28 protein-coding genes are annotated in these 25961 nt (G+C 64.5%); 12 read left to right on the top strand and 16 right to left on the bottom strand.

Annotated features, from left to right (window positions below; genetic code table 11):
* The 4 genes from E8M79_RS18465 to E8M79_RS05040 all read left to right on the top strand — a co-directional run.
* Positions 1–1244, top strand: a 1244-nt coding sequence (locus E8M79_RS18465; protein ID WP_205747868.1) for a hypothetical protein, incomplete at its 5' end; no start/stop codon positions are given.
* A gap of 575 nt (positions 1245–1819) precedes the next feature.
* Entirely contained in the window at positions 1820–2560 is a 741-nt protein-coding gene (gene ubiG / locus E8M79_RS05050) for a bifunctional 2-polyprenyl-6-hydroxyphenol methylase/3-demethylubiquinol 3-O-methyltransferase UbiG (RefSeq protein WP_137150811.1), read from the top strand.
* An 84-nt stretch (positions 2561–2644) separates the two neighbouring features.
* Positions 2645–3088, top strand: a complete 444-nt coding sequence (locus E8M79_RS05045; RefSeq protein ID WP_137150810.1) for a hypothetical protein — start codon at positions 2645–2647, stop codon at positions 3086–3088.
* A 150-nt stretch (positions 3089–3238) separates the two neighbouring features.
* Positions 3239–4900, top strand: coding sequence for a tetratricopeptide repeat-containing diguanylate cyclase (locus tag E8M79_RS05040; protein ID WP_137150809.1), 1662 nt, complete (start codon positions 3239–3241; stop codon positions 4898–4900).
* A gap of 36 nt (positions 4901–4936) precedes the next feature.
* On the opposite strand, the gene E8M79_RS18325 is transcribed toward E8M79_RS05040, so the two are convergent.
* Positions 4937–5110 carry a hypothetical protein gene (locus E8M79_RS18325; protein WP_171015709.1) on the bottom strand — a complete coding sequence of 58 codons (174 nt, stop codon included), beginning with the start codon at positions 5108–5110 and terminating at the stop codon, positions 4937–4939.
* 174 nt (positions 5111–5284) lie between these two features.
* Between E8M79_RS18325 and ilvD the strand changes: the two genes are divergently transcribed.
* The gene (ilvD, locus tag E8M79_RS05035; protein ID WP_137150808.1) at positions 5285–7138 is read left to right on the top strand and encodes a dihydroxy-acid dehydratase; all 1854 of its coding nucleotides are present in this window, start codon (positions 5285–5287) and stop codon (positions 7136–7138) included.
* A gap of 233 nt (positions 7139–7371) precedes the next feature.
* Here the strand turns inward: ilvD and E8M79_RS05030 are convergent, their stop codons facing one another.
* The 8 genes from E8M79_RS05030 to E8M79_RS04995 all read right to left on the bottom strand — a co-directional run bounded on the left by E8M79_RS05030 (position 7372) and on the right by E8M79_RS04995 (position 13805).
* Positions 7372–8052, bottom strand: coding sequence for an ABC transporter ATP-binding protein (locus E8M79_RS05030; RefSeq protein WP_137150807.1), 681 nt, complete (start codon positions 8050–8052; stop codon positions 7372–7374).
* Complete coding sequence (locus E8M79_RS05025) at positions 8049–9254, bottom strand: FtsX-like permease family protein (RefSeq protein WP_137150806.1); 1206 nt, start codon at positions 9252–9254, stop codon at positions 8049–8051. The genes E8M79_RS05030 and E8M79_RS05025 overlap by 4 nt, the downstream gene beginning before the upstream one ends.
* Positions 9255–9256: 2 nt before the next feature.
* Positions 9257–10351, bottom strand: a complete 1095-nt coding sequence (locus E8M79_RS05020; protein ID WP_137150805.1) for an efflux RND transporter periplasmic adaptor subunit — start codon at positions 10349–10351, stop codon at positions 9257–9259.
* Between the two features lie 88 nt (positions 10352–10439).
* A complete protein-coding gene (locus E8M79_RS05015; protein ID WP_137150804.1) occupies positions 10440–11306 on the bottom strand; it encodes an aldo/keto reductase in 867 nt (288 codons plus the stop codon).
* 78 nt (positions 11307–11384) lie between these two features.
* Positions 11385–11810 carry a DUF1178 family protein gene (locus E8M79_RS05010; RefSeq protein ID WP_137150803.1) on the bottom strand — a complete coding sequence of 142 codons (426 nt, stop codon included), beginning with the start codon at positions 11808–11810 and terminating at the stop codon, positions 11385–11387.
* A gap of 55 nt (positions 11811–11865) precedes the next feature.
* A complete protein-coding gene (locus tag E8M79_RS05005) occupies positions 11866–12696 on the bottom strand; it encodes a carbon-nitrogen hydrolase family protein (RefSeq protein WP_137150802.1) in 831 nt (276 codons plus the stop codon).
* Positions 12697–12720: 24 nt separating this feature from the next.
* The gene (gene grxC, locus E8M79_RS05000; protein ID WP_137150801.1) at positions 12721–12975 is read right to left on the bottom strand and encodes a glutaredoxin 3; all 255 of its coding nucleotides are present in this window, start codon (positions 12973–12975) and stop codon (positions 12721–12723) included.
* A 32-nt stretch (positions 12976–13007) separates the two neighbouring features.
* Complete coding sequence (locus tag E8M79_RS04995) at positions 13008–13805, bottom strand: ComF family protein (RefSeq protein WP_137150800.1); 798 nt, start codon at positions 13803–13805, stop codon at positions 13008–13010.
* 64 nt (positions 13806–13869) lie between these two features.
* On the opposite strand from E8M79_RS04995, the gene E8M79_RS04990 reads away from it, so the two are divergent.
* The 3 genes from E8M79_RS04990 (at position 13870) to E8M79_RS04980 (ending at position 15708) form a co-directional block, all read left to right on the top strand.
* Entirely contained in the window at positions 13870–14700 is an 831-nt protein-coding gene (locus tag E8M79_RS04990) for an SAM-dependent methyltransferase (protein ID WP_137150799.1), read from the top strand.
* Positions 14700–15236 carry an AAA family ATPase gene (locus E8M79_RS04985; protein WP_137150798.1) on the top strand — a complete coding sequence of 179 codons (537 nt, stop codon included), beginning with the start codon at positions 14700–14702 and terminating at the stop codon, positions 15234–15236. The genes E8M79_RS04990 and E8M79_RS04985 overlap by 1 nt, the downstream gene beginning before the upstream one ends.
* Before the next feature lie 79 nt (positions 15237–15315).
* Positions 15316–15708, top strand: coding sequence for a cupin domain-containing protein (locus E8M79_RS04980; RefSeq protein WP_137150797.1), 393 nt, complete (start codon positions 15316–15318; stop codon positions 15706–15708).
* A 145-nt stretch (positions 15709–15853) separates the two neighbouring features.
* Here E8M79_RS04980 and E8M79_RS04975 read toward each other — a convergent pair whose 3' ends face one another.
* From E8M79_RS04975 to E8M79_RS04955, 5 genes are all read right to left on the bottom strand, one after another.
* A complete protein-coding gene (locus E8M79_RS04975; RefSeq protein WP_137150885.1) occupies positions 15854–16417 on the bottom strand; it encodes a CarD family transcriptional regulator in 564 nt (187 codons plus the stop codon).
* 321 nt (positions 16418–16738) lie between these two features.
* A complete protein-coding gene (locus E8M79_RS04970; protein WP_137150796.1) occupies positions 16739–17728 on the bottom strand; it encodes an esterase-like activity of phytase family protein in 990 nt (329 codons plus the stop codon).
* The gene (gene cobT, locus E8M79_RS04965; protein WP_137150795.1) at positions 17725–19614 is read right to left on the bottom strand and encodes a cobaltochelatase subunit CobT; all 1890 of its coding nucleotides are present in this window, start codon (positions 19612–19614) and stop codon (positions 17725–17727) included. Before cobT ends, E8M79_RS04970 begins: the two co-directional genes overlap by 4 nt.
* Before the next feature lie 163 nt (positions 19615–19777).
* Complete coding sequence (gene cobS / locus E8M79_RS04960; protein WP_137150794.1) at positions 19778–20761, bottom strand: cobaltochelatase subunit CobS; 984 nt, start codon at positions 20759–20761, stop codon at positions 19778–19780.
* A gap of 97 nt (positions 20762–20858) precedes the next feature.
* Positions 20859–21479: a DnaJ domain-containing protein gene (locus E8M79_RS04955; RefSeq protein WP_137150793.1), complete on the bottom strand. Its 621-nt coding sequence runs from the start codon at positions 21477–21479 to the stop codon at positions 20859–20861.
* A gap of 45 nt (positions 21480–21524) precedes the next feature.
* Here E8M79_RS04955 and E8M79_RS04950 point away from each other — a divergent pair, with 45 nt between their 5' ends.
* Positions 21525–21824 carry a BolA family protein gene (locus tag E8M79_RS04950; RefSeq protein WP_137150792.1) on the top strand — a complete coding sequence of 100 codons (300 nt, stop codon included), beginning with the start codon at positions 21525–21527 and terminating at the stop codon, positions 21822–21824.
* Here the strand turns inward: E8M79_RS04950 and aroB are convergent.
* Entirely contained in the window at positions 21811–22923 is a 1113-nt protein-coding gene (aroB, locus tag E8M79_RS04945) for a 3-dehydroquinate synthase (RefSeq protein ID WP_137150791.1), read from the bottom strand. The genes E8M79_RS04950 and aroB overlap by 14 nt on opposite strands.
* Positions 22923–23510: a shikimate kinase gene (locus tag E8M79_RS04940; RefSeq protein WP_137150790.1), complete on the bottom strand. Its 588-nt coding sequence runs from the start codon at positions 23508–23510 to the stop codon at positions 22923–22925. Before E8M79_RS04940 ends, aroB begins: the two co-directional genes overlap by 1 nt.
* A 134-nt stretch (positions 23511–23644) precedes the next feature.
* On the opposite strand from E8M79_RS04940, the gene E8M79_RS04935 reads away from it, so the two are divergent.
* The 3 genes from E8M79_RS04935 to E8M79_RS04925 all read left to right on the top strand — a co-directional run bounded on the left by E8M79_RS04935 (position 23645) and on the right by E8M79_RS04925 (position 25902).
* Complete coding sequence (locus tag E8M79_RS04935) at positions 23645–23860, top strand: hypothetical protein (protein ID WP_205747867.1); 216 nt, start codon at positions 23645–23647, stop codon at positions 23858–23860.
* A gap of 7 nt (positions 23861–23867) precedes the next feature.
* Positions 23868–24788, top strand: coding sequence for a site-specific tyrosine recombinase XerD (gene xerD, locus E8M79_RS04930; protein ID WP_137150789.1), 921 nt, complete (start codon positions 23868–23870; stop codon positions 24786–24788).
* Positions 24789–24948: 160 nt separating this feature from the next.
* On the top strand, positions 24949–25902 hold the full coding sequence (locus E8M79_RS04925; protein WP_137150788.1) for an acetyl-CoA carboxylase carboxyltransferase subunit alpha: 954 nt from the start codon (positions 24949–24951) through the stop codon (positions 25900–25902).
* Positions 25903–25961 lie beyond the last annotated feature (59 nt).

Here is a 25961-nt window from a genome sequence, read left to right as displayed (position 1 = left end):
ACGCCAAGGGCGAGGTCGAGGCAGTCCGCGAAAGGCTGCTCCTCTGGGTGGACGAGCATGGCACAACACCACAGACATCACACGTCTACAAAGCCTGGCTGGACGCCAAGGGCGAGGCAGAGGCGGTCCGCGAAAAGCTGATCCTTTGGGTGGAGGAGCACGGCACAGCACTGGAGGCACAGTTCGTGTACAAAGCCTGGCTGTACGCCAAAGGCGACGTCGTGGCAGTCCGCGAAAAGCTGCTCCTCTGGGTGGACGAGCATGGCACAACACCGGAGGCATCGCACGTCTACCAAGCCTGGCTGTACGCCAAGGGCGAGGTCGTGGCAGTCCGCGACAAGCTGCTCCTCTGGGTGAACGAGCATGGCACAACACCGGAGGCACCGTTCGTGTACCAAGCCTGGCTGGACGCCAAGGGCGAGGTCGAAGCAGTCCGCGAAAAGCTTCTCGTCTGGGTGGACGAGCATGGCACAACACCGGAGGCACAGTTCGTGTACAAAGCCTGGCTGGACGCCAAGGGCGAGGCAGAGGTGGTCCGCGAAAAGCTGCTTGAATGGGTGAACATCAATTCCTTGCGCAAAGAAGCGGATTTCGTTTTCCGTGCCTGGCTTTCCGCCGGACAACACCTAGAGCCTATCAAGACGGCGTGCGAAGCTTGGCTAGAGAAGTACTGGAGCGCCGAAGATGCTGTCTATGTAACAAAAGAGCTTTCGAAGGCTGACGACCTTTCATACAAAAGTATCGAACGTATTTTGGCTTGGGCAGGAACATATTCTAACAACGAAGATGCGATTTTTAGGCTTAGCCGAAGCACAAAGTCTTTTTATATTCATTCAGAGTTTCCTAATTTTTCTAGAATTGTTACGCTGTGCGCAGAACAGGTTCTAGGCAACCTATTCAAGAAGAGCCACATCTCCGCCTATGAGCGGAATGCTTGTTCCAATTTGTTCGCGAATTTCTCTCACCCAATGTATCCACGTGATCAAAATTGGGAAAAAATAGTTTATCTTTATGCCAACGGCCTGAGGCATGGATCTGTATTCTGGAATGAAATCAGGATGCCGCGAGTTAGCTGGGAAACACTGTTACGCGATGCATTTGTTCTGAATATTCTCGATCCAGTTGCAGATAAAGCGGCCATTCGTCATGGCTACGATTTGATCCGGCAGGCAAATTCGCCAGAACAATACGTAGCCCTGATCTCGAACGGTTTTCTTGCGCCGCCGCAAGCTGCGGGTGATTGATGATCGCCCCGAACTCGCCAGTCTTAACGTCGCAATCGGCGCAAATGGGTACGTTCGTTCCCAGGTTCATATGGATCCCGACCTCGAGCGGGATGGCATAGTGTTGGGGTGGGCATGGCACTCAACCGGGCATGCCCCCCCCAACCCAGCTTATCCCCGCCCCCAAGAATCCATGCCACACTCGCCTCATCCCTGCCGTTCACGCGGTGCCGACGAAGCATCGGGCAGGGAGGCTGGCTGCATGGGGTCGCCCAGGCCGATGCGTGTATGCTGACCACCGGCCGGACGCGGGCGTTGGGGAGAGAGGGGCATTGCCCCGCCCCACGCCGGCAGGTCCAACCCGAAAGGGCGGCCGCTCGATGCGTGCGCAGGACCACCAGCTCGTGTGAAGCGGCTTTCGCCTCTTCAAAACTTCAATCAGGCGGCGCAAGCCGTCGGGGCGAAAGCCGCTTTGCACCGTTCACCGCCGCGACGCACAGCGTCGCCGGCGCTATGGGTGCTACCGCCTGCGACGCCGCTGCGCTTGCCTCCATCCCACCTGCGGGCTCATATGGCGCAACACTGGAGCCTGCCCCATGACCGACACCACTATCAATGACGCCGAGGTCGCCAAGTTCACCGCCATGGCCGAGCAATGGTGGGACCCCAAGGGCAAGTTCAAGCCGCTGCACAAGTTCAATCCGGTGCGCCTCTCCTATATCCGCGAGAGCCTGCTCAGCCATTTCGGCCGCGACGGCAGCGCCATGCGGCCCTTCGAGGGGCTGAGCATTCTCGATGTCGGCTGCGGTGGCGGCCTGCTGTGCGAGCCGCTGACCCGGCTGGGCGCCAGCGTCACCGGCATTGACGCGGCCGAGCGCAATATCGCCATCGCCCGCCTCCATGCCCAGCAGTCGGGCCTCGCCATCGATTATCAGGCCACCACCAGCGAGGCGCTGGCCGCCGCCGGGCGCCGCTTTGACGTGGTGCTCAACATGGAAGTGGTCGAGCATGTCGACAATGTCCCGCTCTATATGAAGAGCTGTGCCGATCTGGTCGCTCCCGGCGGGCTGATGCTGACGGCCACCATCAACCGCACGCTGCGCGCCCGGGCTCTCGCCGTCTTTGCCGCCGAGCGCGTGCTGCGCTGGCTGCCGGTGGGCACGCATGACTGGAACAAGTTTTTGACCCCCGAGGAGATCAAGGCGCTGATCACCCGCAACGGGCTCACCGTCACCGCCGAGAGCGGCGTGGTCTTCCACCCCCTGGCCGATGAATGGCGCCTCTCGCCCGATATGGGCATCAATTACATGGTGCTGGCGGCCCGCCCGGCCGCCTGACCCCGGGGGAGGCGCGGGGGGCGCATGCCCCCTCTTGGCTTTGCGGACACTCGGCTATAATTAAATACCCCTTCGGAGTTTGTCATGCGCCGCATCGCCCTTGCCCTGTTTGCCCTTGCCTTCGCCAGCTTCGCCATTCCGGCCTATGCCCAGAGTGACGAGGACGTGCTGATCCAGATCGAGACCATGCATGGCCAGTCCGAGGCCTTTGCCGCGGCCTTCGAGGCGCTGCGCGAGTCCTTCTATTCCGGCGACGCCAGCACGCTGGCCGATCTGGCCGTCTATCCGCTGACCGTTGAGGCCAATGGCGAGGTCTATGATGTGCTCAGCGGCCAGGACCTGGTGGACAACGCCCAGAGCCTTCTCACCCCCGAAACGGTGGAAGCCCTCTCCAACCAGACCTATGCTGATCTCATCATCAACAGCGATGGCGTGGGCCTGGCCAATGGGGCCCTGTGGATGGCGCTGATCTGCACTGATGACGCCTGCTCCGACAGCTATTGGGGCGTCACCCGCATCAATAATTAGCCCCACCCGACCAAGTCTATCCCGGCCCAGACGGGTGCCGGGATAGATGCAATCAGGCCAATCGCTCCGATTTTCTGAAAATTCATACTATCTGCTAGGACTAGCTTAAGAGCCCATCGCCACAGTGTCGGCGAAGGATATTGTCCACGCATGCTTGGCCTCGATCGCAATCTGGATGGGCTGGAAGATCTCGCTGCGGCGAGTGAGGCGGCGCGCCTGCGCGGCAATTACACCGAAGGCGCGGCGCTGGCCCGCCAGGCCGCCGATCTGGCTGAGCGCCAGGGCAAGCCGGCCATGCAGGCCGAGATGCTGCGCCTTTTGGCCAATCAGCTGCTGCGCACCGGCGACAATGAGCCTGCCGTCACCGCCGCCGGCCAGGCCGCCGAGATCGAAACCGGCCTGGGCCAGGAGGCCCACCGCGCCCGCAGCCTGACCATCCAGGCCATGGGCTATCTCGAACTCGGCCTGGCCGAGGAGGCCCTGCAGGCGCTGTCCACCAGTCTCGACATTGCCCAGCGGCTGCGTGACCCGGACCTGCTGTTCTGGAGCTACAACCGCATCGGCAATGCCAAATCCCACCTCGGCAAATTTGGCGAGGCCCGCGATTTTCTGCGCCGCGCCCTGCCGCTGTCGGCGGGCCTCGGCAGCGAAGCCAAATTCTGCATCCTCAACAATCTGGCCGACAATGCCGCCAATCTGGCCGCCCAGGCCCATATCGATGGCGACGCGGCGCTGGTCGCCGATGCCGTCGCCTTCGGGCTGAACTATGTGCTCGACGCCATCGAACTGGCCCGCGCCGCCGGGCACCCGTTCCGCGAAGCCATCGGCCTGGGCAACCAGGCCATGCTGCTGGCCTATTCCGGCGACGAGCAGGGGGCCCTGCGCGCCAATACCCGCTCCCACGCCATTGCCGCACAGAAGGGCTATCGCTCGCTCGAGCTCGACGCGGCCTTCAACCTGGCGCGCATCGCCATGCTGGCCAATGACCTCCCCGCAGCCGCCGCGCGCCTGGAGAGCCTGATCCCGGACCTGATGGCCAGCAATGAGGCGCGCATGCTGCTGCAATGCCACCGCCTGCTGTCCGACATCTACCAACGTGCCGGCCAGGCCGACGCGGCGCTGGTGCATTTCAAGGCCTTCCATCACCTCGAAAGCAGCACCCGCAGCACCGTCGCCGAGACGCGCAGCCGCCTGGTGACCACCATGACCGAGCTCGGCGCAGCGCTGATCGAGGCCGAGCGCGCCAATCTTGAAATCCGCCTGCATCAGATGCAGCTGGCCGAACTGGAGACCGAGCGGCAGGAACTGCTGCTGCGCACCTCCGATCTCGACCGCAAGGCGCATGAGGATGACCTGACCGGGCTCAAGAACCGCCGCTATGCCCTGGGCGCCCTGGCCGAACGCATCGTCGCCTGTCCCCCCGACCAGGCGGTGTTCGTCGCCATCGCCGATGCCGACCATTTCAAATCCATCAACGACCGCCTCGGCCATACCGCGGGCGACGAGGTGCTGCAGGCCCTGGCGCATCTGCTCGCCGACCAGGCCGGCCCCGGCGATCTGGTGGCGCGACTGGGCGGCGAGGAATTCCTCATCGCCATGACCGGCACGGCCGAACGCGCCATCGAGACCTGCCGAGGCCTGGTCACCAAGGTCAGTGGCGCGCGCTGGCCCTATGGCCTGCATGTCACCATCAGCGTGGGCCTGGCCCGGGTCGCCCCCAATGAGACAGTCAATGCCGCCATCGGCCATGCCGACGGCGCGCTCTACCGCTCCAAGAGCGGCGGCCGCAATCGGCTGACCATCGACATCTGAGCCCAGTCGGACATCTGCGCGCTAACGCAGCAGTGATCAGGCGTCGCGCTGCTCTTCCACCGCTTTCGCCAGATCCTCGGCCTCGTCCTCGGTGAGCGCGGGAACCCGACCGAAGGGCTCGCGGCCACTGGGTCGGGGCGGGTTATCGCTCTGATCGGACGGCAGTTCCGGCTTTTTCCGACCACTGCTGGTGGGGCTCTTGCTCGTCATCGCAGCCTCCGCAAAATGCGTAAAGGGCCAGTCCGCCCCCGTTCGGGAGCGATGTCAACCGCGCAACAGTACCGTACGGTACGGTACGGTTTTTGATTGATCCTTGTTTCGAATGGGTCTAAAACGGAGCCACCTTACCGCAGCAGTCGGCCCCGACATCGAAGGAAGTTCTCCATGCCTGCATATCGCTCCCGCACAACCACTCACGGCCGCAACATGGCCGGCGCGCGCGGCCTTTGGCGTGCCACGGGCATGAAAGACGGCGATTTCGGCAAGCCGATCATTGCCGTGGTCAATTCCTTCACCCAGTTCGTGCCCGGCCATGTCCACCTCAAGGACCTCGGCCAGCTGGTGGCCCGCGAGATCGAGGCGGCCGGCGGTGTCGCCAAGGAATTCAACACCATTGCCGTGGACGATGGCATCGCCATGGGCCACGACGGAATGCTGTATTCCCTGCCCAGCCGCGACCTGATCGCCGACTCGGTGGAATACATGGTCAACGCCCATTGCGCCGACGCCATGGTCTGCATCTCCAATTGCGACAAGATCACCCCCGGCATGCTGAACGCCGCCATGCGCATCAACATTCCGGTGATCTTCGTTTCGGGCGGCCCGATGGAAGCCGGCAAGGCCATGCTCAAGGGCAAGCTGCAGGCGCTCGATCTGGTCGACGCCATGGTGATGGCCGCCGACGACCACTATAGCGATGAGGAAGTCCAAGCCGTCGAAGAAGCCGCCTGCCCCACCTGCGGTTCCTGCTCGGGCATGTTCACCGCCAATTCCATGAACTGCCTGACCGAGGCTCTGGGCCTTTCCCTGCCCGGCAATGGCTCGACCCTGGCCACCCATTCCGATCGCAAGCGCCTGTTCCAGGAAGCCGGTCACCTGATCGTTGACATCACCCGCCGCTGGTATGAGCAGGACGATGCTTCGGTGCTGCCGCGCTCCATCGCCACCAAGGCAGCGTTTGAGAACGCCATGAGCCTCGATATCGCCATGGGCGGCTCGACCAATACCGTGCTGCACATCCTGGCCGCTGCCCATGAGGGCGGCATTGATTTCACCATGGACGACATCGACAAGCTCAGCCGCAAGGTGCCCGTGCTGTCCAAGGTCGCCCCGGCCAAGGCCGATGTGCATATGGAAGACGTGCACCGCGCCGGCGGCATCATGTCCATCCTGGGCCAGCTCGACCGCGCCGGGCTGATCAACCGCAGCGAACCGACCGTGCATGCCGCCACCATCGGCGATGCCCTGGACAAGTGGGACATTTCCCGCACCAATTCGGACAGCGTGCGCCAGTTCTACATGGCCGCCCCCGGCGGCGTGCGCACCACCCAGGCCTTCAGCCAGTCCAACCGCTGGGCCGAGCTGGACCTCGATCGCCAGAATGGCGTGATCCGTTCGGCAGAGAACGCCTTCTCCAAGGATGGCGGCCTGGCCGTGCTCAAGGGTAATATCGCCATCGACGGCTGCATCGTCAAAACCGCCGGCGTGGATGACTCCATCCTCAAGTTCACAGGCCCCGCCCGCGTCTTCGAAAGCCAGGACGATACCGTCAAGGCCATCCTGAGCAATCAGATCAAGCCCGGCGACGTGCTGGTGATCCGCTACGAAGGGCCGCGCGGCGGCCCGGGCATGCAGGAAATGCTCTATCCCACGAGCTATCTGAAATCCAAGGGCCTGGGCAAGGCCTGCGCCCTGCTGACCGACGGCCGCTTCTCGGGCGGCACCTCGGGCCTCTCCATCGGCCACGTCTCGCCTGAAGCGGCAGAAGGCGGCACGATTGGCCTGGTGCGGGAAGGCGACATGATCGAGATCGACATTCCCAATCGCAGCATCACCCTGTTGGTGACGGACGATGAACTGGTGCAGCGTCGCCACGATCAGGACCAGCTCGGCTGGAAGCCGGCACATCCGCGCAAGCGCAATGTGACCACCGCCCTCAAGGCCTATGCCGCCTTTGCCACCTCGGCCGCTCGCGGCGCCGTGCGCGATACCCAGGCGATCGACAAGCTCTGGAACTAGGCGTCCGCAATCTGGACGCGTGAGATAGCCCTCCCCGCACTGGGGAGGGATTGCCGGTTGGGTGATGGCCCGGCGCGGAGCGCGGAAAACAATCACGACAAATGCGTGACAAGCCCGTCATGCAGTGCTAAACGGCCCTCAGCCACCTGACGGTCTGCCAAGATTGTCTTTTGGTCAGGTTCGATAGCGGGGATTCCACCCTCCCTATCGAACCGACCCTAATCCCCCAAACATCAGTCCGAGACGGTCTTTCCGTCCACCACCTTGATCTGCCGCCGGCAGGCTGCGGCGATCTTCTCGTCATGGGTGGAGATCAGGAACGTCGTCTGTTCCTGTTGGTTGATCTCGGCGATCAGCTCCATCACCTGGGTGGCCGATTCCCGATCAAGATTGCCGGTGGGTTCATCCGCCAGCACCAGTTCAGGCTGGTTCATCAGCGCCCGTGCCACGGCCACGCGCTGCTTCTGCCCGCCCGACAGCTGGGTGGCGCGGAAATCCATGCGGTCGGCCAGGCCCACCCGCTCCAGCAAGTCCTCGCCGCGCCGCCGCGCCCGCGCCGTCTCGCGCCCCTGGGCAATGGCGGTGGGGAAGATGACATTTTCCAGCGCCGTGAAATCGGGCAGCAGGTGATGGAACTGGAACACAAAGCCGATGTGGCTGTTGCGGAACTCGGTCAGCTCGGCATCGCGCGCCCGCGTCAGATCCTGCCCCAGCATGACATGCTGGCCGCTGGTGGGCTGCATCAGCGTGCCCAGAATGGTCAGCAGGGTGCTCTTGCCCGAGCCCGACGGCCCCAAAAGCGCCGTCAGCTCGCCGGTCTGCAGCACCATCTCGAGCCCCTTAAGCACGCGGGTCGCCGCCTCACCCTCGCCATAGGTCTTGACCAGATCATGCACCTCAACCAGCACGCTCATTGGCCGATCACCGAGACAGGATCAACCCGCGCTGCCGCTCGCGCCGGCAGGATGGAGGCGAGAATCGCGCCAATGGCAGTGAGCGTGATGGCCAGGCCATATGCGCCCTGCCGCACGTCGACCGGCAAGCCGCCCGGCTGGGCATTTTCCGGCAATGGAAAGGGCGAAAGCGCCAGATAACCCAGGCCCGCCCCGATCAACCCGCCCAGCAGGCCAATCAGCGCCCCCTGCACCACAAAGACAAAGACGACAAAGGCCCGGCTGGCCCCGAAGGCCCGCATGATGCCGATCTCGGGACGGCGGCGATAGGTGGAGAGCAGCAGCGCACTGGCCACGCCGATGACAATGGTGATCAACGCAAAGGCCTTGATCAGATTGCCCGAACTGGCCTGAGCGCGAAGCCCGTCGAGCAATTGCGCATTGCCCTGCGTCCAGGGCGTGGCCTTGAGGCCCGTATCGGCGGCCATGCGCCGGGCGAAATCTTCGGACTGGTTGAGATCATCAAGCTTGATCTCCACACGGCTCAGCCCCTGCGGCAGCGCGAACAGCGTGCGCGCCGTGGCGATGCTGACAAAGGCCGCGCGGGAATCCAGCGCATCCAGCCCGATGGAGAAAATGCCCGTGACCACCAGCGGCCGCTCGACATTGCGATCGGATTGCAGGCGGATCACCTGACCCACGCCAATGCCGAGATCACTGGCCAGCGTCTGGCCGATGATGACGGTGGAATTGGTGAGCATGGTATCGCCAGCCACAAGGCGCTTGCCCAGATCGGCAATGGCCGAGACCTTGTCGGCCTCCAGCCCGGTGACGCCTACCGGCGCCCGCGACTGCCCCCGGATCACAAAGCCATTGCCCACGATCTGCGGCGAAACGGCCTTGACCCCATCCATGGCCTCGATGGAAGGCAGAAAGGCATCGGCGGTGCGCAACGTCTCACGTTGGCCGGTGGCCTTTTGCAGCACCACCAGCGCCTCTGTTCCCTCCGGCAGCAGCAGGCCGGCGTCGCGGGCGGGTGCCTCCAGCGTCACATGGGCAATGTCGCCCACTGTGCGCTGCACCAGATAACTGGCCAACCCACCGATCAGCGCGCTCATGAAGATGAAAACGAAGACGCCCATGGCGACGCCGGCAATCAAAAGCCCGGTCTGCGCCTTGTTGGATGTGAGATAGCGCCAGGCGATCTTGAGGCCGTAGAGCATGCCTAACCTGCCGTGACCATGTCGCCGGGCTTGATGCCCGCCGGATCAAGGATCACCACATCGCCGGCCACAAGACCGTCGGTGACGATGACGCGTTCGGCCGGCCAATCGTCAAACTGGATGTCGCGTGTGGCGGCCACGCCATCGGCGATCACCAGCACATGGCTCTGCGTGCCCTCGGTGATGATGGCGCGACGCGGGATGGAGAGGGCGTCGGCGACCTCCTCGACAATCACATTGGCATTGACCGTCAGGCCGACCGGAAGCGACACCGGCGCATCAAAGGCGATCTTGATCGCCCGCCCGCCAGTGGCGGCATCGACCGTGGGTGCGGCAAACACCACCGTGCCATGCTGGGCGACGCTGGCGCCCACCGGCTTAAGCAAGGCCTTAAGCCCGCTGGTGATGCGCGAGGAATAGAGCTCGTCAACATCGGTTTCGACCACGAGGTCGCTGGTATCGGCGATGGTGAAGAGCTGGGTCTGCGGATCGACCAGTTGGCCAACGTCGACACCGCGCGAGAGCACGACACCCGAAAGAGGCGCTGCGATGCGATATTGCGCGCGCTGCTGGGAAACCTGTTCCAGCGCCGCCTGCAAGCGAGTGGTTTCGGTGACGGCGCCCGCAAGGGTGCGCTCGGCATCCTCGACGCTCGAGCGGGTGGCGTTGTCGCCCAGGGCACGGGCCCGTTCGGCGGCGGCGGCCGCCTGGCTCTGCCGCACCTGCTGGGATTCCAGCGCCGCCTTGGCCTGCTGCCACTGCGACTGCACAAGCGATTGGTCGAGCTCGACAAGATCCTGACCGGCTGTGACCTGATCACCTTCGGCAGCGCCCACGGCGACGGCCTGGGCCGAGACGGCCGCGCGAACGGTCACCGAGGTGCGGGCGGCGATGCGGCCATTGACCGCCAGCACCTGCGACACAGGCCCTGCGGCGACCATTTCGCTGGCGACCAGCTTGGGTTTGGGCTCCCAGGGCTTTTTTACCCAGCCATAGGCGCCGCCCGCGCCCAGCACGAGCAGCAGCACAATCAGCCAACCCCAGCGCCGCTTGCGGCGCCGGGACACGGGACGGGGGGAAGGTTCGGAGGTGGCCACAGCACTCTAGCCTTTTGACGCTATAAAACCTTGTACGCGCCCCGACCCCTCGCAGATTTGCGGTCGATCAAACTTTGTTGATAGGCCGTTAGCGCCGACCGATCCGATCGAGCGTGGCAAAGTCGGCGTCCGACAGGGTAATGGCGGCAGCGGCCACATTGTCTTCCAGGTGCTTGACCTTGCCGGTTCCCGGAATGGGCAGCATCACCGGGCTGCGCTTGAGCAGCCAGGCCAGGGCGATCTGGCTGGGGCTGGCATTGTGCTTTTCGGCAATCGCCCGCGCATCGGCATGGCCGCTGACCAATTCGCCACCGGCCAGCGGGAACCACGGAATAAAGCCGATGCCATTGGCCTCGCAGTAGTCGAGCACATCCTCGCTCTGGCGATTGGCGAAATTGTAGAGATTCTGCACCGTTGTGACCGGGAAGTACTTCTGCGCCTCCTTGATGTCGGCGACGCTGACCTGGCTCAGGCCCGCATGGCGGATCAGCCCATCGGCCTTGAACTGGGCAATGGCCTCGAACTGCGCCGTGCGGTCGGTCTGGCCATCGATGCGATGCAGCTGCCAGAGATCGAGCACATCAAGCTTGAGGCGGCGCAGACTGGTCATCACACCCTGGCGCAGGAATTCGGGGCGCCCCACCTGATGCCATTCATCGGGGCCGGTGCGGGTCAGCCCGCTCTTGGTGGCGACAATGGTGCCTTTGCCATAGGGCGCCAGCACCTCACCAATCAGCTCTTCGCTGATATAAGGGCCGTAGCTTTCGGCGGTGTCGATGAAATCGACATTGAGCTCGGGCAGGCGGCGCAGCACGGCCTTGGCGCCCTCAAGGTCTTCCGGCGGGCCCCAGATGCCCTTGCCGGTGATGCGCATGGCGCCAAAGCCCAGGCGATTGACCGTGAGGTCTCCCCCAATGGCAAACTGGCCCGAAAGGGCGGCGTCGAGAGTGGTCATGCTGTGTCTCCGTAGCATTGCGCCGGATGTGGCGCGCGAAACCGGTCGCCCGTTTGAGGCACGGGGCGGCTGGAGGGATCAGTTGTGCTCGTCAGGCAGCGACGGCAGCGGCAGGAACTCGATGCCATCCTCAGCCAGCGCCACCACCTCATCATGGGTGGCCTCGCCATAGATGCCGCGGGCATCGACTTCCTCGAAATGGATCTTGCGCGCCTCTTCGGCAAAGCGGTCGCCGACATAATCGGCCTCAGACACCACCTTGTCGCGATAGGCCTTGAGCAGCGCACGCAGCTGCGCCGGATCGGGCCGGCCCGTGCTGACCGCCAGGCGCTCATGATCGGTGCGCGCCACGGCCGGCGCCATGGGGGCCTTGTCCACTGTGCCGTCGCCGCATACCGCGCAGGTCACAATGCCGCGCGCCTGTTGTTCATCGAATGCCGCGGCATTCTTGAACCAGGCGTCGTAGTGATGTCCTTTGGAGCAGTGCAGTGCGTATTGGATCAAGGCAGGCGTCTCTGCGGGCCATGCGGCCCCTTGCATCAGGATATAGGGCGTTTGCTCAGCTGTGCAACGGCACGGGCGGGGTAAAGCTGCGCGCATTGGCCAGCGCCGGAATGCGCTCGCGCACTTCGGCGACGAGACCGGGATCGATCTCAGCCACCAGCACGCCGGGCGCATCATGGTCGAGCTCGGCGATGATGCGACCCCAGGGGTCGATAACAAGCGAATGGCCATAGGTGGCGCGGCCATTGGCATGCTGCCCGCCCTGGGCGGCGGCAATGACAAAGCTGCCCGTCTCGATGGCGCGGGCGCGCAGCAGCACATGCCAATGCGCCTGGCCCGTCGGCACGGTGAAAGCCGCCGGCACGGCGATCAGCCCCGCGCCTGCATTGGCCAGAGTGTTAAAGAGCGTGGGGAACCGCATGTCGTAGCAGATCGCCATGCCCAGGGTGATCGGGCCGAGCGCCGCCGTGGTCGCATGCGTGCCGCCCTGATAGGTGGCGCTTTCGCGATAGGCATTGAGCCCGGCAATGGTGGCGTCGAATAAATGGATCTTGTCGTAGGTGGTCACGACAGCGCCATCGGGCCCGAACAGCACCGAGCGATTGGCAAAGCGGCCATCTGCCAGCGGCACGGCCAGCGAGCCGATGTGGATGAAGATGCCATGCTGGCGCGCCAATTCGCCCACCCGGCGCAACTGCGGATGATCATCAAAGGGCGCCGCGACCTTGGCCAGGGCCTCGCTGTTCTCGGCAAACACCATGGTGACTTCGGGCGTCAGCACATAGCGGACGCCGGCCGCAGCGGCCTCGGCCAGCATGGGCTCGAGCGCAGCCATATTGGCCTCCGGATCGGGGCCGGAGCGCATCTGGATCGCCGCGATTTTCATCAGTATTTGTCCTGGGAACGCCGGTCAGGCCTGCAGCAGCGGATCAAGACCGCCACGGCGGTCGAGCGCGGAGATGTCATCATAGCCGCCGATATGGGCGTCATCGATGAAGATCTGCGGCACGGTGCGGCGACCATTGGCCCGCTGCGTCATGGTTTCGCGCAGGGCCGGATCCAGCACGGTGATCTCGGTATAGTCAGCGCCCTTGTCGGCCAGCAGCGCCTTGGCGGCGTGGCAATAGGGGCAGGTCGGCGTCGTATAGATCTCGATGCGAGCCAATGCTCTTCTCCAATCGAACCGGTCAGTACCGATTATATGGGCATGTCTGCGCCAATGACAACGCGGGCGAAGGTAATGATGTCAACATCCTCCAGCCCGGCGCGCTGCAAGGTGCGGGTCACCGCCTTGGTGGTGGCGCCGGTGGTATAGACATCGTCGACCAGCACAACGCGCCGCCCGCGCGCCCGGGTCAGCGCCTCGGGATGGGCGGCAAAGGCCCCCGCGACATTACGCTGCCGCCCGTCGCCGCTGAGCCCCACCTGCTGGCGCGTACGGCGGCTGCGCCGCACCAGCCTGAGATCGACGTCCAGCCCCCTCAGCCGCCCCAGGGCCAGCGCCAGCTCCGCAGATTGATTGTAGCGCCGCTCATGCTGGCGCGCCCGATGCAGCGGCACCGGCACGAGGATGGGATCATCGCGCCACAGCTCATGCCCGGCCCCAGCCATCAGCCGGGCGCAGAACCCGGCCAGCTCGGGCCGGTCGCCATATTTGAGACGCGACACCACTGTGCGCGCCACTTCGCCATAGATCACCGCTGCGCGGGCCCGGCCGAACGGCGGCGGATCGGCGAGCGCCTCGGCCGAGAGCATGCCCTCGCCCATGTCCACGGCAAAGGGCAGGCCCAGCCGCGGACAGAGCGGCGCCGTGATCGGCCGCAGCCGGACAAAGCAGGCCGGGCACAGGGTGTGCGCCGTAGCCACCGGCGCATCGCACACCAGGCACACCGGCGGATAAAGCAGATCAAGCAGGCCAAGCCGGACCTGGCGCAGACCCGTTGCCAGGCCGGCGCCCCACCCCCCGGCTTTGACAAGCAGGCTGCGGCTCTCCATAAGCCAAGCATAGTGCCAGCTTTGCTGGCGGCCGCAAGCCACCCCAACCCACCCGCGAAGCCCGATGACCCAGCCCGCCCCGATCTTTGACAAAGCCCAGATCGCCCGCAATCTGGCGCGCCGCCCCCAGGGCGGCGATTTCATCACCGATCTCGTGCTGGCCGATCTCGAGGATCGCCTGGGTGCGCTGATCCGCGAATTTCCGCGTGCCGCCATTATCGGGCCCGATCTCGAGCGCCTGCCGCAGACCGGCGCCACGGCCAGCCATGGCTTTGCCTATCAGCGCCACGCCGCCTTTGCCGGCGACGACGATGTGCCGGCGCTGGAGGGCGAAGACTACAACCTCATTGTCTCGCTGCTGCACCTGCAGGCGGTCAATGACGTGCCGGGCTATCTGGCGCGGCTGCGCGCCCGGCTGGCCCCTGATGGGCTGCTGATGGTGGCCACGCTGGGCGGACAGACGCTGACGGAGCTACGCGAGGCGTTCCTCGCCGCTGACGCCCTGGTGCTGGGCGGCGCTTCGGCCCGTGTGGCGCCAATGATCCAGGTGCGCGACGGCGGCGCCCTGCTGCAGCGGGCGGGATTGGCCCTGCCGGTGGCCGATGTCGAAACCCATGTGGTGCGCTATCCCCAGCCCTTCGCCCTGATGGCCGAGATCAAGGCGCTGGGGGCATCCAACCCACTGGTCGATCGCCCGCGGCGACCGGCGACGCGCACGCTGCTGGCCGCAGCCGCGGCCGCCTATGCCGAACGCGATGGCGACGCCGATGGCCGCATCCGTGCCACGCTGGAAATCATCTGGCTCTCCGGTTGGGCGCCACATGAGAGCCAGCAGAAGCCGCTGCGCCCCGGCAGCGCCACCACGCGCCTGGGCGATGTGCTGGGGAGGAACTGATGGACACGCTGGCGGGACAAATCCTGATCGTTTCCGGTTCGCCCGGCTCGGGCAAGACCACCATTGCCGCCGCGCTGGCGCGCCTGCCCGGCTGCAACAAAGTGCATCTGCATTCTGACGATTTCTGGGGCTATATCGGCACCGGCCATATCGACCCCTGGCTGCCCGAGGCCGATGCGCAGAACCACATGATCATGCAGATCGCCGCCGAAGTGGCTGCGCTCTATGCCCGCAAGGGCTATCTCGTGGCGCTCGACGGGGTGATCCGGCCCTGGGCGCTAGAGTTCTACAAAACTCTTGGCGTTCCAAGCCATTACATGGTGCTGCGCACCAGTGTGGAGGAAGCCGTGGCGCGTTGCCAGGCGCGGGGTGGCGACAGCCTGACCGATCCGGTGGTGGTGGCAGATCTGCATGCCCAGTTCACCGGCCTGGGAGCGTTTGAGCGCCATGTGCTGGCTGTTGATGGCTTGGACCAGGCGGCAACGCTGGAGGCTGTGAAAGCCGGCTTTGCCTCCGGTGCCTATCGCCTGAACTAGCCGATTCCTCTAGCGGAACGGGCTGGGCTTTGGCACCTTCACAAGGGCCAGGGACAGCACAGCGCAAAGGGAGTTTGGCATGGCGGAATGCAAGGTTATTCGGGGCGGCGAGGCCTTCCACGGCAAGCAGGGCATGGATTATTTCGCCGGGGTTTCGGCACAAAGCGCTGATTCCAAAGGCATTTGCATGCACATGCTGGTGCTGCCGCCGGGCGGCAAGGCCAAGCCGCATTATCACGAGAGCCACGAGACCGCGATCTTCCAGCTCGAAGGCTCGACCTCGTTCTACCATGGGCCGAACCTGGAGTTTCTCGACCATGTCGCTGAGGGCGACTATGTCTATATTCCGGCCGGCGTACCGCATCAGCCGTTCAACCCGACTGACACAGTGGCGCGGGCTTTGATCGCCCGAACCGACCCCAATGAGCAGGAAAGCGTGGTGCTGCTGCCCGAGGCCATGAGCCGGCTCTAGCTGTCACACCCTGCCCGAAAAAGGCCGGCACATCGGGCAGATCTGACAACATGGTGTGCACCCGAACCGTGACACATGCGGGACATGCGAAAAGGGCCGGTGTTTCCACCGGCCCTTATCAATGAGATGACGAAAAGCGGCGCCCTTAGGCGGCAGCTTCCTCGTCGCTATCGGCAGCGTCGGCCTTGCTGCGCTTGGGCGACTTGGCCAGGTTCTTCTCGATCAGCTGCACGGCCTCGGTCAGGGTCAGCTTGTTGACCACACCGATTTCGCGGCTCATGCGATCCATGGCCTGCTCGAACAGCTGGCGTTCCGAATAGGACTGCTCGGGCTGATCGTCGGAACGATAGAGATCGCGCACGACTTCGGAGATTGCGATCAGGTCGCCGGAGTTGATCTTGGCTTCATATTCCTGGGCGCGACGCGACCACATGGTGCGCTTGACGCGGGCGCGACCGGTGACGGTGGTCAGCGCCTGGGCGACCATGTCTTCCTCGGCCAGCTTGCGCATGCCGACGGACTTGATCTTGGCCACGGGCACGCGAAGGGTCAGCTTGTCCTGCTCGAAGCTGATGACGAACAACTCAAGGGTCAGGCCGGCGACTTCTTGTTCCTCGATCGAGACAATCACGCCGACGCCATGCGCCGGATACACGACATACTCGCCCGTCTTGAATCCAAGTCGCTGCTGTGACTTCTTGGCTACCATATTCATGGAACTCCTTGTTGACGCCCCAAATGGACAGTTCCTGGCGGAACGGACCGTCCATCCCTACTATTCTTGCGGCGATCCGACGGACCGTCGCACACAGCAATAACCCCACAGGCTACCGGGTCCGCTTTTCCCGGAGCTCATGCATCCACTGATGTTGTCAAAAAAATCGTGCCTGATGGCACGGGCTGGGTGACGGGCTAAACTGCATACCAGAATGGGTATAGCACAAAAATTCAGCAAAATCAAAAGTTACGAATCACCCGCCGCTGGATCGGCGATTCAATGTGACCATCCTGAGGCTGGCCCCATCACGGCTCATTCGGGCAGGGCAAATTCCAGCAGCAGGCTGCGCTGCCAATCGTTGAAATTATTGTCCGATCCGATGAGGATACGCGTCTCGCCACTCGGCGCGGTGTGCACCGCCAGGGACTCCATATTGTCGATGGCGCCCCCGTCGGCCGACAAAAGAATGGCCCCCGCCAGCAGATTGCCGGGCCGAACCTGATCGGCCGGCACACGCCGCAGCGCCATGGAAAAGCCCAGCACCGACACACCGCGCTCAAGCACCAGCAGATCACCATTGGGCAGGAAGGCACAATCGGTGGGATAGGTGCCCGGATGGGCGGTGTAGCTGAAGGGGCCCTTGTCGGCCTGACCGAGCATCCAGCCGCGATGATGGCCATCGGCATCCGGCGCATCTTCGGTGATCAGCAGCGTCGAGCCGGCGACCGGAGAGGCCGGCGGCGCCACGCAGACCGATTCCAGCGACTGGTTGGTGCGCAGATCACTCAGCCACTCGGGCAGCGCCACTTCGCGCGCCGCCCCGCCCGGTCGCGCATCGGTGAGGGTGAAATCGGCCACCCGCGTCAGATGCTCAAAGCTGACGCGCACGGCATAGGGCTGGCCATCGCGATAGATGGTGTCAACGCTCTCGGCATCGCGCGCATATTGGCGCGGCAGCGGCGCGCCCTTGGAATTGAGAAGCGGCTCCACCACAACGCCGATCAGCCCGAGCAGGCGCCCGGCGTCATCATAGGACAGCCGCCCGGAAACAAAATTGCCGCGATCGCTGACAAAGGCCAGCTGCTGGCTGGGCCCGGTGACGGCAACCCCCGACAGCCCGCCGAAGCGATCATCGGGCGCCGTCATGGCAATGCCACCGCGGAACAGCAGGCCACCGACCGGCTGGTCCAGCGCGGCGTCCATGAAGCTGCTCACCTGGGTGGCGCCAACGGCCACCTCGTCACCCCGTGCCAAGCCGGACAGCGCCAGCAGGACCAGGGCGACACCAGCGGGCCGGATCATCCGCGGCCGCGCCGCCGCGTCTGGGCGGGCATTTCCTCGTCGAACAGCGCCGCCAGCTCATCGGTGAGCGCGCCGGCCAGTTCTTCGGCATCGAGCAGGGTCACGGCGCGGCGATAATAGCGCGTCACGTCATGGCCAATGCCCACCGCCACCAGTTGGATGGGCGAGCGCGTCTCGATGTCCTCGATCACCTGGCGCAGATGGGCTTCCAGATAATTGCCGGCATTGACCGACTGCGTGCTGTCATCGACCGGCGCGCCATCGGAAATCACCATCAGGATGCGCCGGGCTTCCGGACGCGCCATCAGCCGCTTGCGCGCCCATTCGAGCGCCTCGCCGTCGATGTTTTCCTTGAGCAGGCCTTCGCGCATCATCAGGCCCAGATTGCGCCGGGCGTGGCGCCAGGGTTCCTCGGCGGCCTTGTAGATGATGTGGCGCACGTCATTGACGCGGCCGGGGCTGGCCGGACGCCCGGCTTCGAGCCAGGCCTCGCGGCTCTTGCCGCCCTTCCAGGCCCGTGTGGTGAAGCCCAGAATCTCGACCTTGACGCCGCAGCGCTCCAGCGTGCGGGCAAGAATATCGCCGCAGATGGCCGCAATGGTGATCGGCCGGCCGCGCATGGAGCCGGAGTTGTCGATCAGCAGCGTCACCACGGTGTCGCGGAAATCGGTGTCGTTCTCGACCTTGAAGCTCAGCGCCTGCATGGGATCGGTGACCACGCGGGTGAGGCGCGCCGTATCGAGCAGGCCTTCCTCGAGGTCGAACTGCCAGGATCGGTTCTGCTTGGCCATCAGGCGGCGCTGCAGCTTGTTGGCCAGCCGCGCCACAGCGCCTGCCAGATTTTCCAGCTGCTTGTCGAGTAGGGCGCGCAACTGGTCCAGCTCATCGGGCGGGCACAGCTCGGACGCCTTGACGATCTCGTCGAACTTGGTGGTGAACACCTTGTAGTTGAACTGGTTGGAGAGCTGCGTGCCACCGTCCTTGGCCGGCGGCGGCATGGGCGCATCCTCGCCGGACTCGGCAGCCGCATCCTCGTCGGAATCGGCCATCTCGGACTCGATGCCATCGACATCGCCGGTCTCTTCGCTGTCGCCAGCGCTTTCCTCGGTATCGCTGTCCTGGCTCTCGTTCTCGCCTTCGCCCTGTTCGGGCGACTGGTCGGAACTGTCGCCGCTTTCGGGCTCCTGGTCCTCGTTCTCGGCGTTATCGGCATCGTCCGGATCGCTCATCTCGCTTTCCGGCACCAGGTTGAGGTCGCGCAGCAGGGCCTTGGCGGCCTTGCTGAACTCGTCCTGGTCTTCATAGCGGGTCAGTAGCTGGTCCAGCGACTTGCCGCCCTTGTCCTCGATCTCCTTGCGCCAGAGATCGACCAGGGCATGGCCCGAGGGCGGCACCGGCACGCCGGCGAGCTTTTCGCGCAGCAACAGGCCCAGGGCCTCGGCAATGGGCGCATCGCCCTTGTCGTCGACCTCGGCATAATTGGCACGGAACAGCCGGTCTTCCAGCATTTCGGCAATATTGCCCACCATGCCGGGCATGCGCACGCAGCCCAGCGCCTCGACGCGGGCCTGTTCGAGCGCATCAAAGGCAGCGCGGGCCACCGGATCCATGGGCGAGCGCTTGCGATGGGCATCGGGGTCATGGCTGGCCAGGCGCATCGCCATGGCGTCGCCCTGACCACGGGCAATGGCAATGTCGCGCCGGGTCGGCAGCCGCGGCAGATTGGCCAGCCGGGCCTTGTCAGAGGTCAGCAGCGGACGGTCGGCGGTGAAGCTGACCTCAAGATCTGCCTTGCCGCCGATAGCGCGCACCGTGGCACCCATGGCCGATTTGAACACCTGGGTCTGGTCGGGCTTGTTGGCTTTGCTGCGCGGTGGTTGTGCCATGGTCATTCGATCCAGAAGACCCCTCGCCCCATCCCTCTCCCAAGTAGGGCGAGGGGGCGCGTCGGAGCATGGAAAGGCACCGCGTTGCCTTCGCCCCCTTTGGGGAGAAGGTGGCCCGCAGGGCCGGATGGGGAGCCTTCCGACCGAGCCGGAAGGCAGTTCCTTAGGCGGTCACAGCCAGATTGGCCGAGGACTCGGGCAGATCTTCGCCAAACACGCGCTGATAGAATTCGGCCACCACAGGGCGCTCGAGCTCGTCGCATTTGTTCAGGAACGTCAGGCGGAAGGCAAAGCCGATATCGCCGCCAAAAATGGTGGCATTCTCGGCCCAGGTGATCACGGCGCGCGGGCTCATCACGGTGCTGAGGTCGCCATTGATGAAGGCCGAGCGGGTGAGATCGGCCAGGCGCACCATATTGCCCACCAGCTTGCGACCCTTTTCGGTCTCCGCATAGGCCTTGTTCTTGGCCAGAACGATGCCGACTTCCTTGTCATGGGGCAGATAGTTCAGCGTCGTCACCAGGCTCCAGCGGTCCATCTGGCCCTGATTGATCTGCTGGGTGCCGTGATAGAGGCCCGACGTATCGCCCAGACCAATGGTATTGGTGGTGGCGAACAGGCGGAACGCCGGATGGGGCACGATGACGCGGTTCTGGTCGAGCAGGGTCAGGCGACCGGCCACTTCGAGCACGCGCTGGATCACGAACATCACGTCCGGACGGCCGGCGTCATATTCGTCGAACACCAGGGCGACATTGTTCTGCACGGCCCAGGGCAGGATGCCGTCTCGGAATTCGGTGATCTGCTTGCCGTCCTTGAGGACGATGGCGTCCTTGCCGACCAGATCGATACGGCTGACATGGCTGTCGAGGTTCACGCGGACCAGCGGCCAGTTCAGCCGCGCCGCAACCTGCTCGATATGGGTGGATTTGCCCGTGCCGTGATAGCCCTGCACCATGACGCGGCGATTGAAGGCAAAGCCAGCCAGAATGGCCAGTGTCGTGTTGCGATCGAACAGATAGTCCGGATCGATCGGCGGCACATGGCTATTGGCTTCCTTGTAACCCATCACCTTCATGTCGGTGTCGATGCCGAACAGCTCCCGAGCCGAATATTCGGTGTCGGGCAGATTGGTGTATTCAGTCATGGTAAAGCTCTTGGCGGAAAATCGAGGCAGGGAGGGCAGAAAGCTTGGCGGTCTATAGCAGCATTGTGACGGCGGGGGTAGCCTCGGCAGGGCATGGCTAGGTGCCGATAAAACCCATCTTCTTGAGGTGGCTATAGGCCGCGATAATGGTGCGCAGCCGCTCCTCGGACGATTTGTCACCCCCATTGGCATCGGGATGGTGGATCTTGACCAGGGTCTTGTAGGCCCGCTTGATCTCCTCGGACTTGGCCGGGCCGATGATCCCCAGGGTTTCGAGCGCCCGCCGGTCGTTCTCATTGAGCGGCTTGACCCGCTCGGCCGCCGGCTTCTGCGCCTGGCGATGGCGGTATTTGGCGAACACGCCAAAGGGATCGCCATATTTGTCGCCCGGCCGCAGGCTGGCCGCGGCCTTGGCCCGCACGCCTGGATTGCCGGTGGCAAAGCTGGAACGGCTTTCGGCCCGCGGCGGCTGGGTCAGCGCCTCGTTGAGCTCGTCCTTCTCCATGCCGTCGAAGAAATTGAAGGCCGTGTTGTAGTGACGAACATGCTCGAGGCAGAAATGGTGATACTGCCCCTCGCTGCGATTGCCCTTGGGGGCCTTGTACTCGCCAGCGGCCTCACAGCCTTCCCAATCGCAGACATGCTCGATGGGCGCGGGTTTTTCTTCCCGCCGGGGCCGGATGCGAATGGTATCGAAAAGCTTGGATTGCGGTTTCATTGCGCCTAGTTGTTTGCTTCACGTCACTCAGAAAGGGCAGCACGCTTGTCCATCAAAGACATCATTACCACCAAGCTCTCCAGCAGGTTTGCCCCCGCTTTCCTCGATGTGGTCGACGAATCACAGCTCCATCACGGCCATGCCGGATGGCGGGAGGGTGGAGAAACCCACTTCCGCGTCAGAATCGCGACCAGTCATTTTGACGGCATGAGCCGCGTCGCGCAACACCGCGCCGTCATGGACACTCTGGACGCCGAACTGAAAGATCGCGTCCACGCGCTGGCCATCGAAGTGCTGCCCAGCGCCGGACCTTACGCCTTACCAGACCGGCCTAGCCGCGCATAGCGTCCAGAAACGCCGAAACTTTGGCGGGCTCCACATCGCGGGCGATATAGGCCTGGCCAATGCCACGGGTGAGAATGAAGGTCAGCGCGCCGCGGCTGACCTTCTTGTCCTGGGCGATGGCGGCCATCAGCGTCTCGGTGGAGCCCAGCGTGCCGGGGATATCGGCCAATGTGGTGGGCAGGCCCGCCTTTTGCAAATGCGCCACGATGCGGCCGGTATCCTGGCCGGGCGCCAGGCCCAGCTGCGCGGAAAAACCATGCGCCAGCACCATGCCGATGGCGACGCCCTCGCCATGCAAGAGGCGATCGGAATAGCCGGTGTCTTTTTCCAGCGCATGCCCGAAGGTATGGCCCAGGTTGAGCAGCGCGCGCACGCCCTGTTCGGTCTCGTCTTCAATCACCACGCGCGCCTTGTGCGCACAGCAGCGGGCAATGGCCTCGCCGCGCGCCGGGCCGCCGGCAAAGATCTCGGCCTGGTTGGCTTCGAGCCAGAAGAAGAAGTCTTCGTCGTCGATCAGCCCATATTTGACCACCTCGGCATAGCCGGCGGCGAACTGGCGCGGCGGCAGCGTATCGAGGGTGGAGAGATCGGCCAGCACCAGCTTGGGCTGGTGGAAGGCGCCGATCAGATTTTTGCCATGCGGGGAATTGATCCCCGTCTTGCCGCCCACCGAACTATCGACCTGGGCCAGAAGCGAGGTGGGCATCTGCACAAAGCCCATGCCGCGCCGCACGATGGAGGCGGCAAAGCCGGCCAGATCGCCGATCACCCCACCGCCCAACGCAATGACCAGATCACCGCGCTCGAGCCGCGCGGCCAACAGGCCCTCGACCGCCTGGCCCAGATAGGCCCAGGACTTGGTGGCTTCGCCGGCCGGCAGCACGATGGCGCTGTGCTGCAGCCCGGCAGCGTCGAGCGAGGCCACAAGGCGCGGCAATTGCGCCTGGGCCACTGTTTCGTCGGTGATGATGCCATAGCGCCGCCCGGGGAAGCGTTCGGCAAGGATCGCGCCGGCATCATCGAGCAGGCGGTCGCCGATCAGGATATCATAGGCCCGGTCGCCCAGGGCGACATGGACCGTGTGGGCAATCTCGGCCATCAGGGCACCTGCAGGTTGAAATGGGCCAGCAGCGCATCGACCACATCATTGGCCACGGCATCCTGCGGCACGTCGCGGCTGAGCACGGTGACGTCGGCATCGGCATAAATGGGGTAGCGCTCTTCGATCAGCTTGCGCAGCGTCTCGCGCGGATTGGCCGTCTTGAGCAGCGGACGATTGGAGCGGCGCGACACACGCTCAAACAGGATATCAATCTCGGCCTTGAGCCAGACCGAAACACCCTCAGCCTTGATCAACGCCCGCGTCTCGGCATTGACGAAAGCGCCGCCGCCGGTGGCCAGCACCACCCCGGGTTGCTTGAGCACACGGGCAATGACGCGGGTTTCCCCGGCGCGGAATTCGGGCTCGCCGCGCTGTTCGAAAATCTCGGGAATGCTCATCTGCGCGGCCTTCTCGATCTCTTCGTCGCTATCGAGAAACTGCCGGTTGAGACGGGCGGCAAGCCGGCGGCCCACCGTGGTCTTGCCGGCGCCCATCATGCCCACCAGCACCAGCGGACGATCGCCGAGCTGCGCGCTCAGCGCCTCCGCGCGGGCCTGCCGCAATGCCGGGTCGGGTCGGGTCAAGAACGCTCTCCAGATGGTGCCGCTATCAACCTGCCCCGACGCGCGCTGTCAAGAACCCTCAAAGATTGCCTTGTGCCTACGGAAATGAAACCATTTGCTGTCAATTGTGAGCCACCACAACCGTCTGGACGCCCATGCCCACCCTGATCCGCCTGGTCATTTCGCTGCTGTTTCTGGTCGGCCTGGTCTATGTCGGCATGTTCGTGCTGGTGGCCTATGTCGAGCCCAAGCCCAAGCAAGAGACGATCCGCATCCCCACCCGCGAACTGCTTGGCGAGCCCGTGGTGCCGGCCCTGGGCACCCAGGCGCCAGCCGCCACGCCCGCCCCGGCTGCAACCACCACGCCGTGAGCCAGCCATGAGCGGCGGCCACCATATTTCTGCGTTTCTGGAAATGATGAGCGCCGAACGCGGCGCCGCCAAGAACACCATCGCCGCCTATCGCCGCGACCTCGATGACTATGCCCATTTCCTGTCCCGCCGCAGCCTGAGCGTGCTCAGCGCCGACCGCGGCGCGGTGACGGCCTATCTCGATAGCCTCAAGAACGAGGGCCTCGCTGCTTCCTCCAGCGCGCGACGCCTGTCGGCCCTGCGCCAGTTCCACCAGTTTCTCTGCGCTGACGGCCTGCGCGGCGACGACCCCACCCGCATTGTCGCCAGCCCCAAGACGCGGCGCGCCCTGCCCAAGGTGCTCTCCATCGCCGAGGTCGACCGGCTGCTGACCACCGCCGAAGAGCAGGCCAACCGCGCCGCCTCGCCACAGGAGCAGGCCGCAGCCCTGCGGCTCTATGTGCTGCTCGAACTGCTCTATGCCACCGGCATGCGCGTGTCCGAACTGGTGAGCCTGCGCCGCAGCGCGGTGATGCGCGACACCAGCTTCATCACCGTGCTCGGCAAGGGCAACAAGGAGCGCGTGGTGCCGCTCAATGACCGCGCCCGCGACGCCATCAAGACCTATCTGGCGACGATCGAGCCGGGGCCCTATCTGTTCCCGGCCAAGGGCGCCGAGGGCTATCTGTCGCGCCAGGTGTTTGCCCGCGACCTCAAGGCGCTGGCGGGCATGGCCGGCATCAGCGCAGCCCGCGTTGCCCCCCATGTGCTGCGCCATGCCTTTGCCAGTCACCTGCTGGCCGGCGGCGCTGATCTGCGCGTGGTGCAAATGCTGCTCGGCCACGCCGATATCTCGACCACGCAGATCTATACCCATGTGCTGGACGAGAAGCTGCGCACTCTGGTGGAGAGCCACCATCCGCTCAACCGGCCTGCAACCGGGCGGTAAATCTGTGAACAGAGCGCCGATGGAGGCCTCGTCCGCCGGGGCGCGGCGTGACTCTGCTTGACTTGGCATTGCGCCATCGTCACTTTCCGGCCACTTTAGAGCGCGACAGCAGCGGCCCAGGGATGGGGCGCCGCGAACAGACCCCCAACGGGCAGGTGGAATGCAGTCTTATCTCGATTTCGAAAAGCCGGTAGCCGATCTTGAAGGCAAGATCGCCGAGCTCAAGGCCATGGCGGCAACCGACCAGGCCGTGAGCATCGACGAGGAGGTCAACCGCCTGTCGAGCCGCGCCGACGAGGCGCTGGTCGAAATCTACAAGCGCCTGACCCCCTGGCAGAAGACCCAGGTGGCCCGCCACCCGCAGCGCCCGCATTTCTCGGACTATGTGCGCACGCTGATCACCGAATGGCAGCCGCTGGCCGGCGACCGCAAATTTGCCGAGGACGCCGCCATCCAGGCCGGCTTCGGCCGCTTCAACGGCCAATCCGTGGCCGTGATCGGCCAGGAAAAGGGCAATTCCACCGAATCCCGCCTCAAGCACAATTTCGGCATGGCCCGGCCCGAGGGCTATCGCAAGGCCGTCCGCGTCATGGAAATGGCCGACCGCTTCAATATTCCGGTGATCTCGTTTGTCGACACCGCCGGCGCCTATCCCGGCATCGGCGCCGAAGAGCGCGGTCAGGCCGAGGCCATTGCCCGTTCCACCGAAAAATCGCTCGAACTGGGCGTGCCCAACATCGCCATCATCATCGGTGAAGGCGGCTCGGGCGGCGCCATCGCCATTGCCACGGCCAACCGCGTGCTGATGCTCGAACACGCCATCTATGGCGTGATCTCGCCCGAAGCCGGCGCATCCATCCTGTTCCGCGACGCCGCCAAGGCGCAGGACATGGCCACCATCCAGAAGATCACCGCGCAGGACCTGCTGGGCTTCAAGGTGATCGACGGCATCATTGCCGAGCCCACCGGTGGCGCCCATCGCCACCCCGACGTGGTCATGAATGCCAGCCGCGACGCCATCGCCGCTTTCCTGCGCGACTTCGCCAACAAGAGCCGGCTGGAAGTGCGCGAACAGCGCCGCGAAAAATTCATGGCCATCGGCACCAATATCTAGCATTGCGCCACGCCCGGGGCTGTGAAGCCCCGGGGAGTTGGTGATATCCCGCGACATGG

Origin of the sequence: Devosia sp. FKR38, from assembly GCF_005222805.1 — a bacterium.
GTDB lineage: Bacteria > Pseudomonadota > Alphaproteobacteria > Rhizobiales > Devosiaceae > Devosia.
The sequence above is the reverse complement of the archived record's forward strand: the minus strand, read 5'-3'. Positions and strand labels throughout refer to the sequence as shown.

Excerpts from the sequence above, each read along its gene's own strand:
- E8M79_RS05005 (WP_137150802.1), bottom strand. The coding sequence starts at position 12,696 with ATGAAAATCGCGGCGATCCAGATGCGCTCCGGCCCCGATCCGGAGGCC.
- E8M79_RS04935 (WP_205747867.1), top strand. The coding sequence starts at position 23,645 with ATGCCCACCCTGATCCGCCTGGTCATTTCGCTGCTGTTTCTGGTCGGC.
- E8M79_RS18325 (WP_171015709.1), bottom strand. The coding sequence starts at position 5,110 with ATGACGAGCAAGAGCCCCACCAGCAGTGGTCGGAAAAAGCCGGAACTG.
- E8M79_RS04925 (WP_137150788.1), top strand. The coding sequence starts at position 24,949 with ATGCAGTCTTATCTCGATTTCGAAAAGCCGGTAGCCGATCTTGAAGGC.
- E8M79_RS05030 (WP_137150807.1), bottom strand. The coding sequence starts at position 8,052 with ATGAGCGTGCTGGTTGAGGTGCATGATCTGGTCAAGACCTATGGCGAG.
- E8M79_RS04985 (WP_137150798.1), top strand. The coding sequence starts at position 14,700 with ATGGACACGCTGGCGGGACAAATCCTGATCGTTTCCGGTTCGCCCGGC.
- E8M79_RS05045 (WP_137150810.1), top strand. The coding sequence starts at position 2,645 with ATGCGCCGCATCGCCCTTGCCCTGTTTGCCCTTGCCTTCGCCAGCTTC.
- ilvD (WP_137150808.1), top strand. The coding sequence starts at position 5,285 with ATGCCTGCATATCGCTCCCGCACAACCACTCACGGCCGCAACATGGCC.
- cobT (WP_137150795.1), bottom strand. The coding sequence starts at position 19,614 with ATGGCACAACCACCGCGCAGCAAAGCCAACAAGCCCGACCAGACCCAG.
- E8M79_RS04970 (WP_137150796.1), bottom strand. The coding sequence starts at position 17,728 with ATGATCCGGCCCGCTGGTGTCGCCCTGGTCCTGCTGGCGCTGTCCGGC.
- E8M79_RS04975 (WP_137150885.1), bottom strand. The coding sequence starts at position 16,417 with ATGGTAGCCAAGAAGTCACAGCAGCGACTTGGATTCAAGACGGGCGAG.
- ubiG (WP_137150811.1), top strand. The coding sequence starts at position 1,820 with ATGACCGACACCACTATCAATGACGCCGAGGTCGCCAAGTTCACCGCC.
- E8M79_RS05040 (WP_137150809.1), top strand. The coding sequence starts at position 3,239 with ATGCTTGGCCTCGATCGCAATCTGGATGGGCTGGAAGATCTCGCTGCG.
- xerD (WP_137150789.1), top strand. The coding sequence starts at position 23,868 with ATGAGCGGCGGCCACCATATTTCTGCGTTTCTGGAAATGATGAGCGCC.
- E8M79_RS04990 (WP_137150799.1), top strand. The coding sequence starts at position 13,870 with ATGACCCAGCCCGCCCCGATCTTTGACAAAGCCCAGATCGCCCGCAAT.
- E8M79_RS04995 (WP_137150800.1), bottom strand. The coding sequence starts at position 13,805 with ATGGAGAGCCGCAGCCTGCTTGTCAAAGCCGGGGGGTGGGGCGCCGGC.
- E8M79_RS05025 (WP_137150806.1), bottom strand. The coding sequence starts at position 9,254 with ATGCTCTACGGCCTCAAGATCGCCTGGCGCTATCTCACATCCAACAAG.
- cobS (WP_137150794.1), bottom strand. The coding sequence starts at position 20,761 with ATGACTGAATACACCAATCTGCCCGACACCGAATATTCGGCTCGGGAG.
- aroB (WP_137150791.1), bottom strand. The coding sequence starts at position 22,923 with ATGGCCGAGATTGCCCACACGGTCCATGTCGCCCTGGGCGACCGGGCC.
- E8M79_RS04980 (WP_137150797.1), top strand. The coding sequence starts at position 15,316 with ATGGCGGAATGCAAGGTTATTCGGGGCGGCGAGGCCTTCCACGGCAAG.
- E8M79_RS04955 (WP_137150793.1), bottom strand. The coding sequence starts at position 21,479 with ATGAAACCGCAATCCAAGCTTTTCGATACCATTCGCATCCGGCCCCGG.
- E8M79_RS05015 (WP_137150804.1), bottom strand. The coding sequence starts at position 11,306 with ATGACCACTCTCGACGCCGCCCTTTCGGGCCAGTTTGCCATTGGGGGA.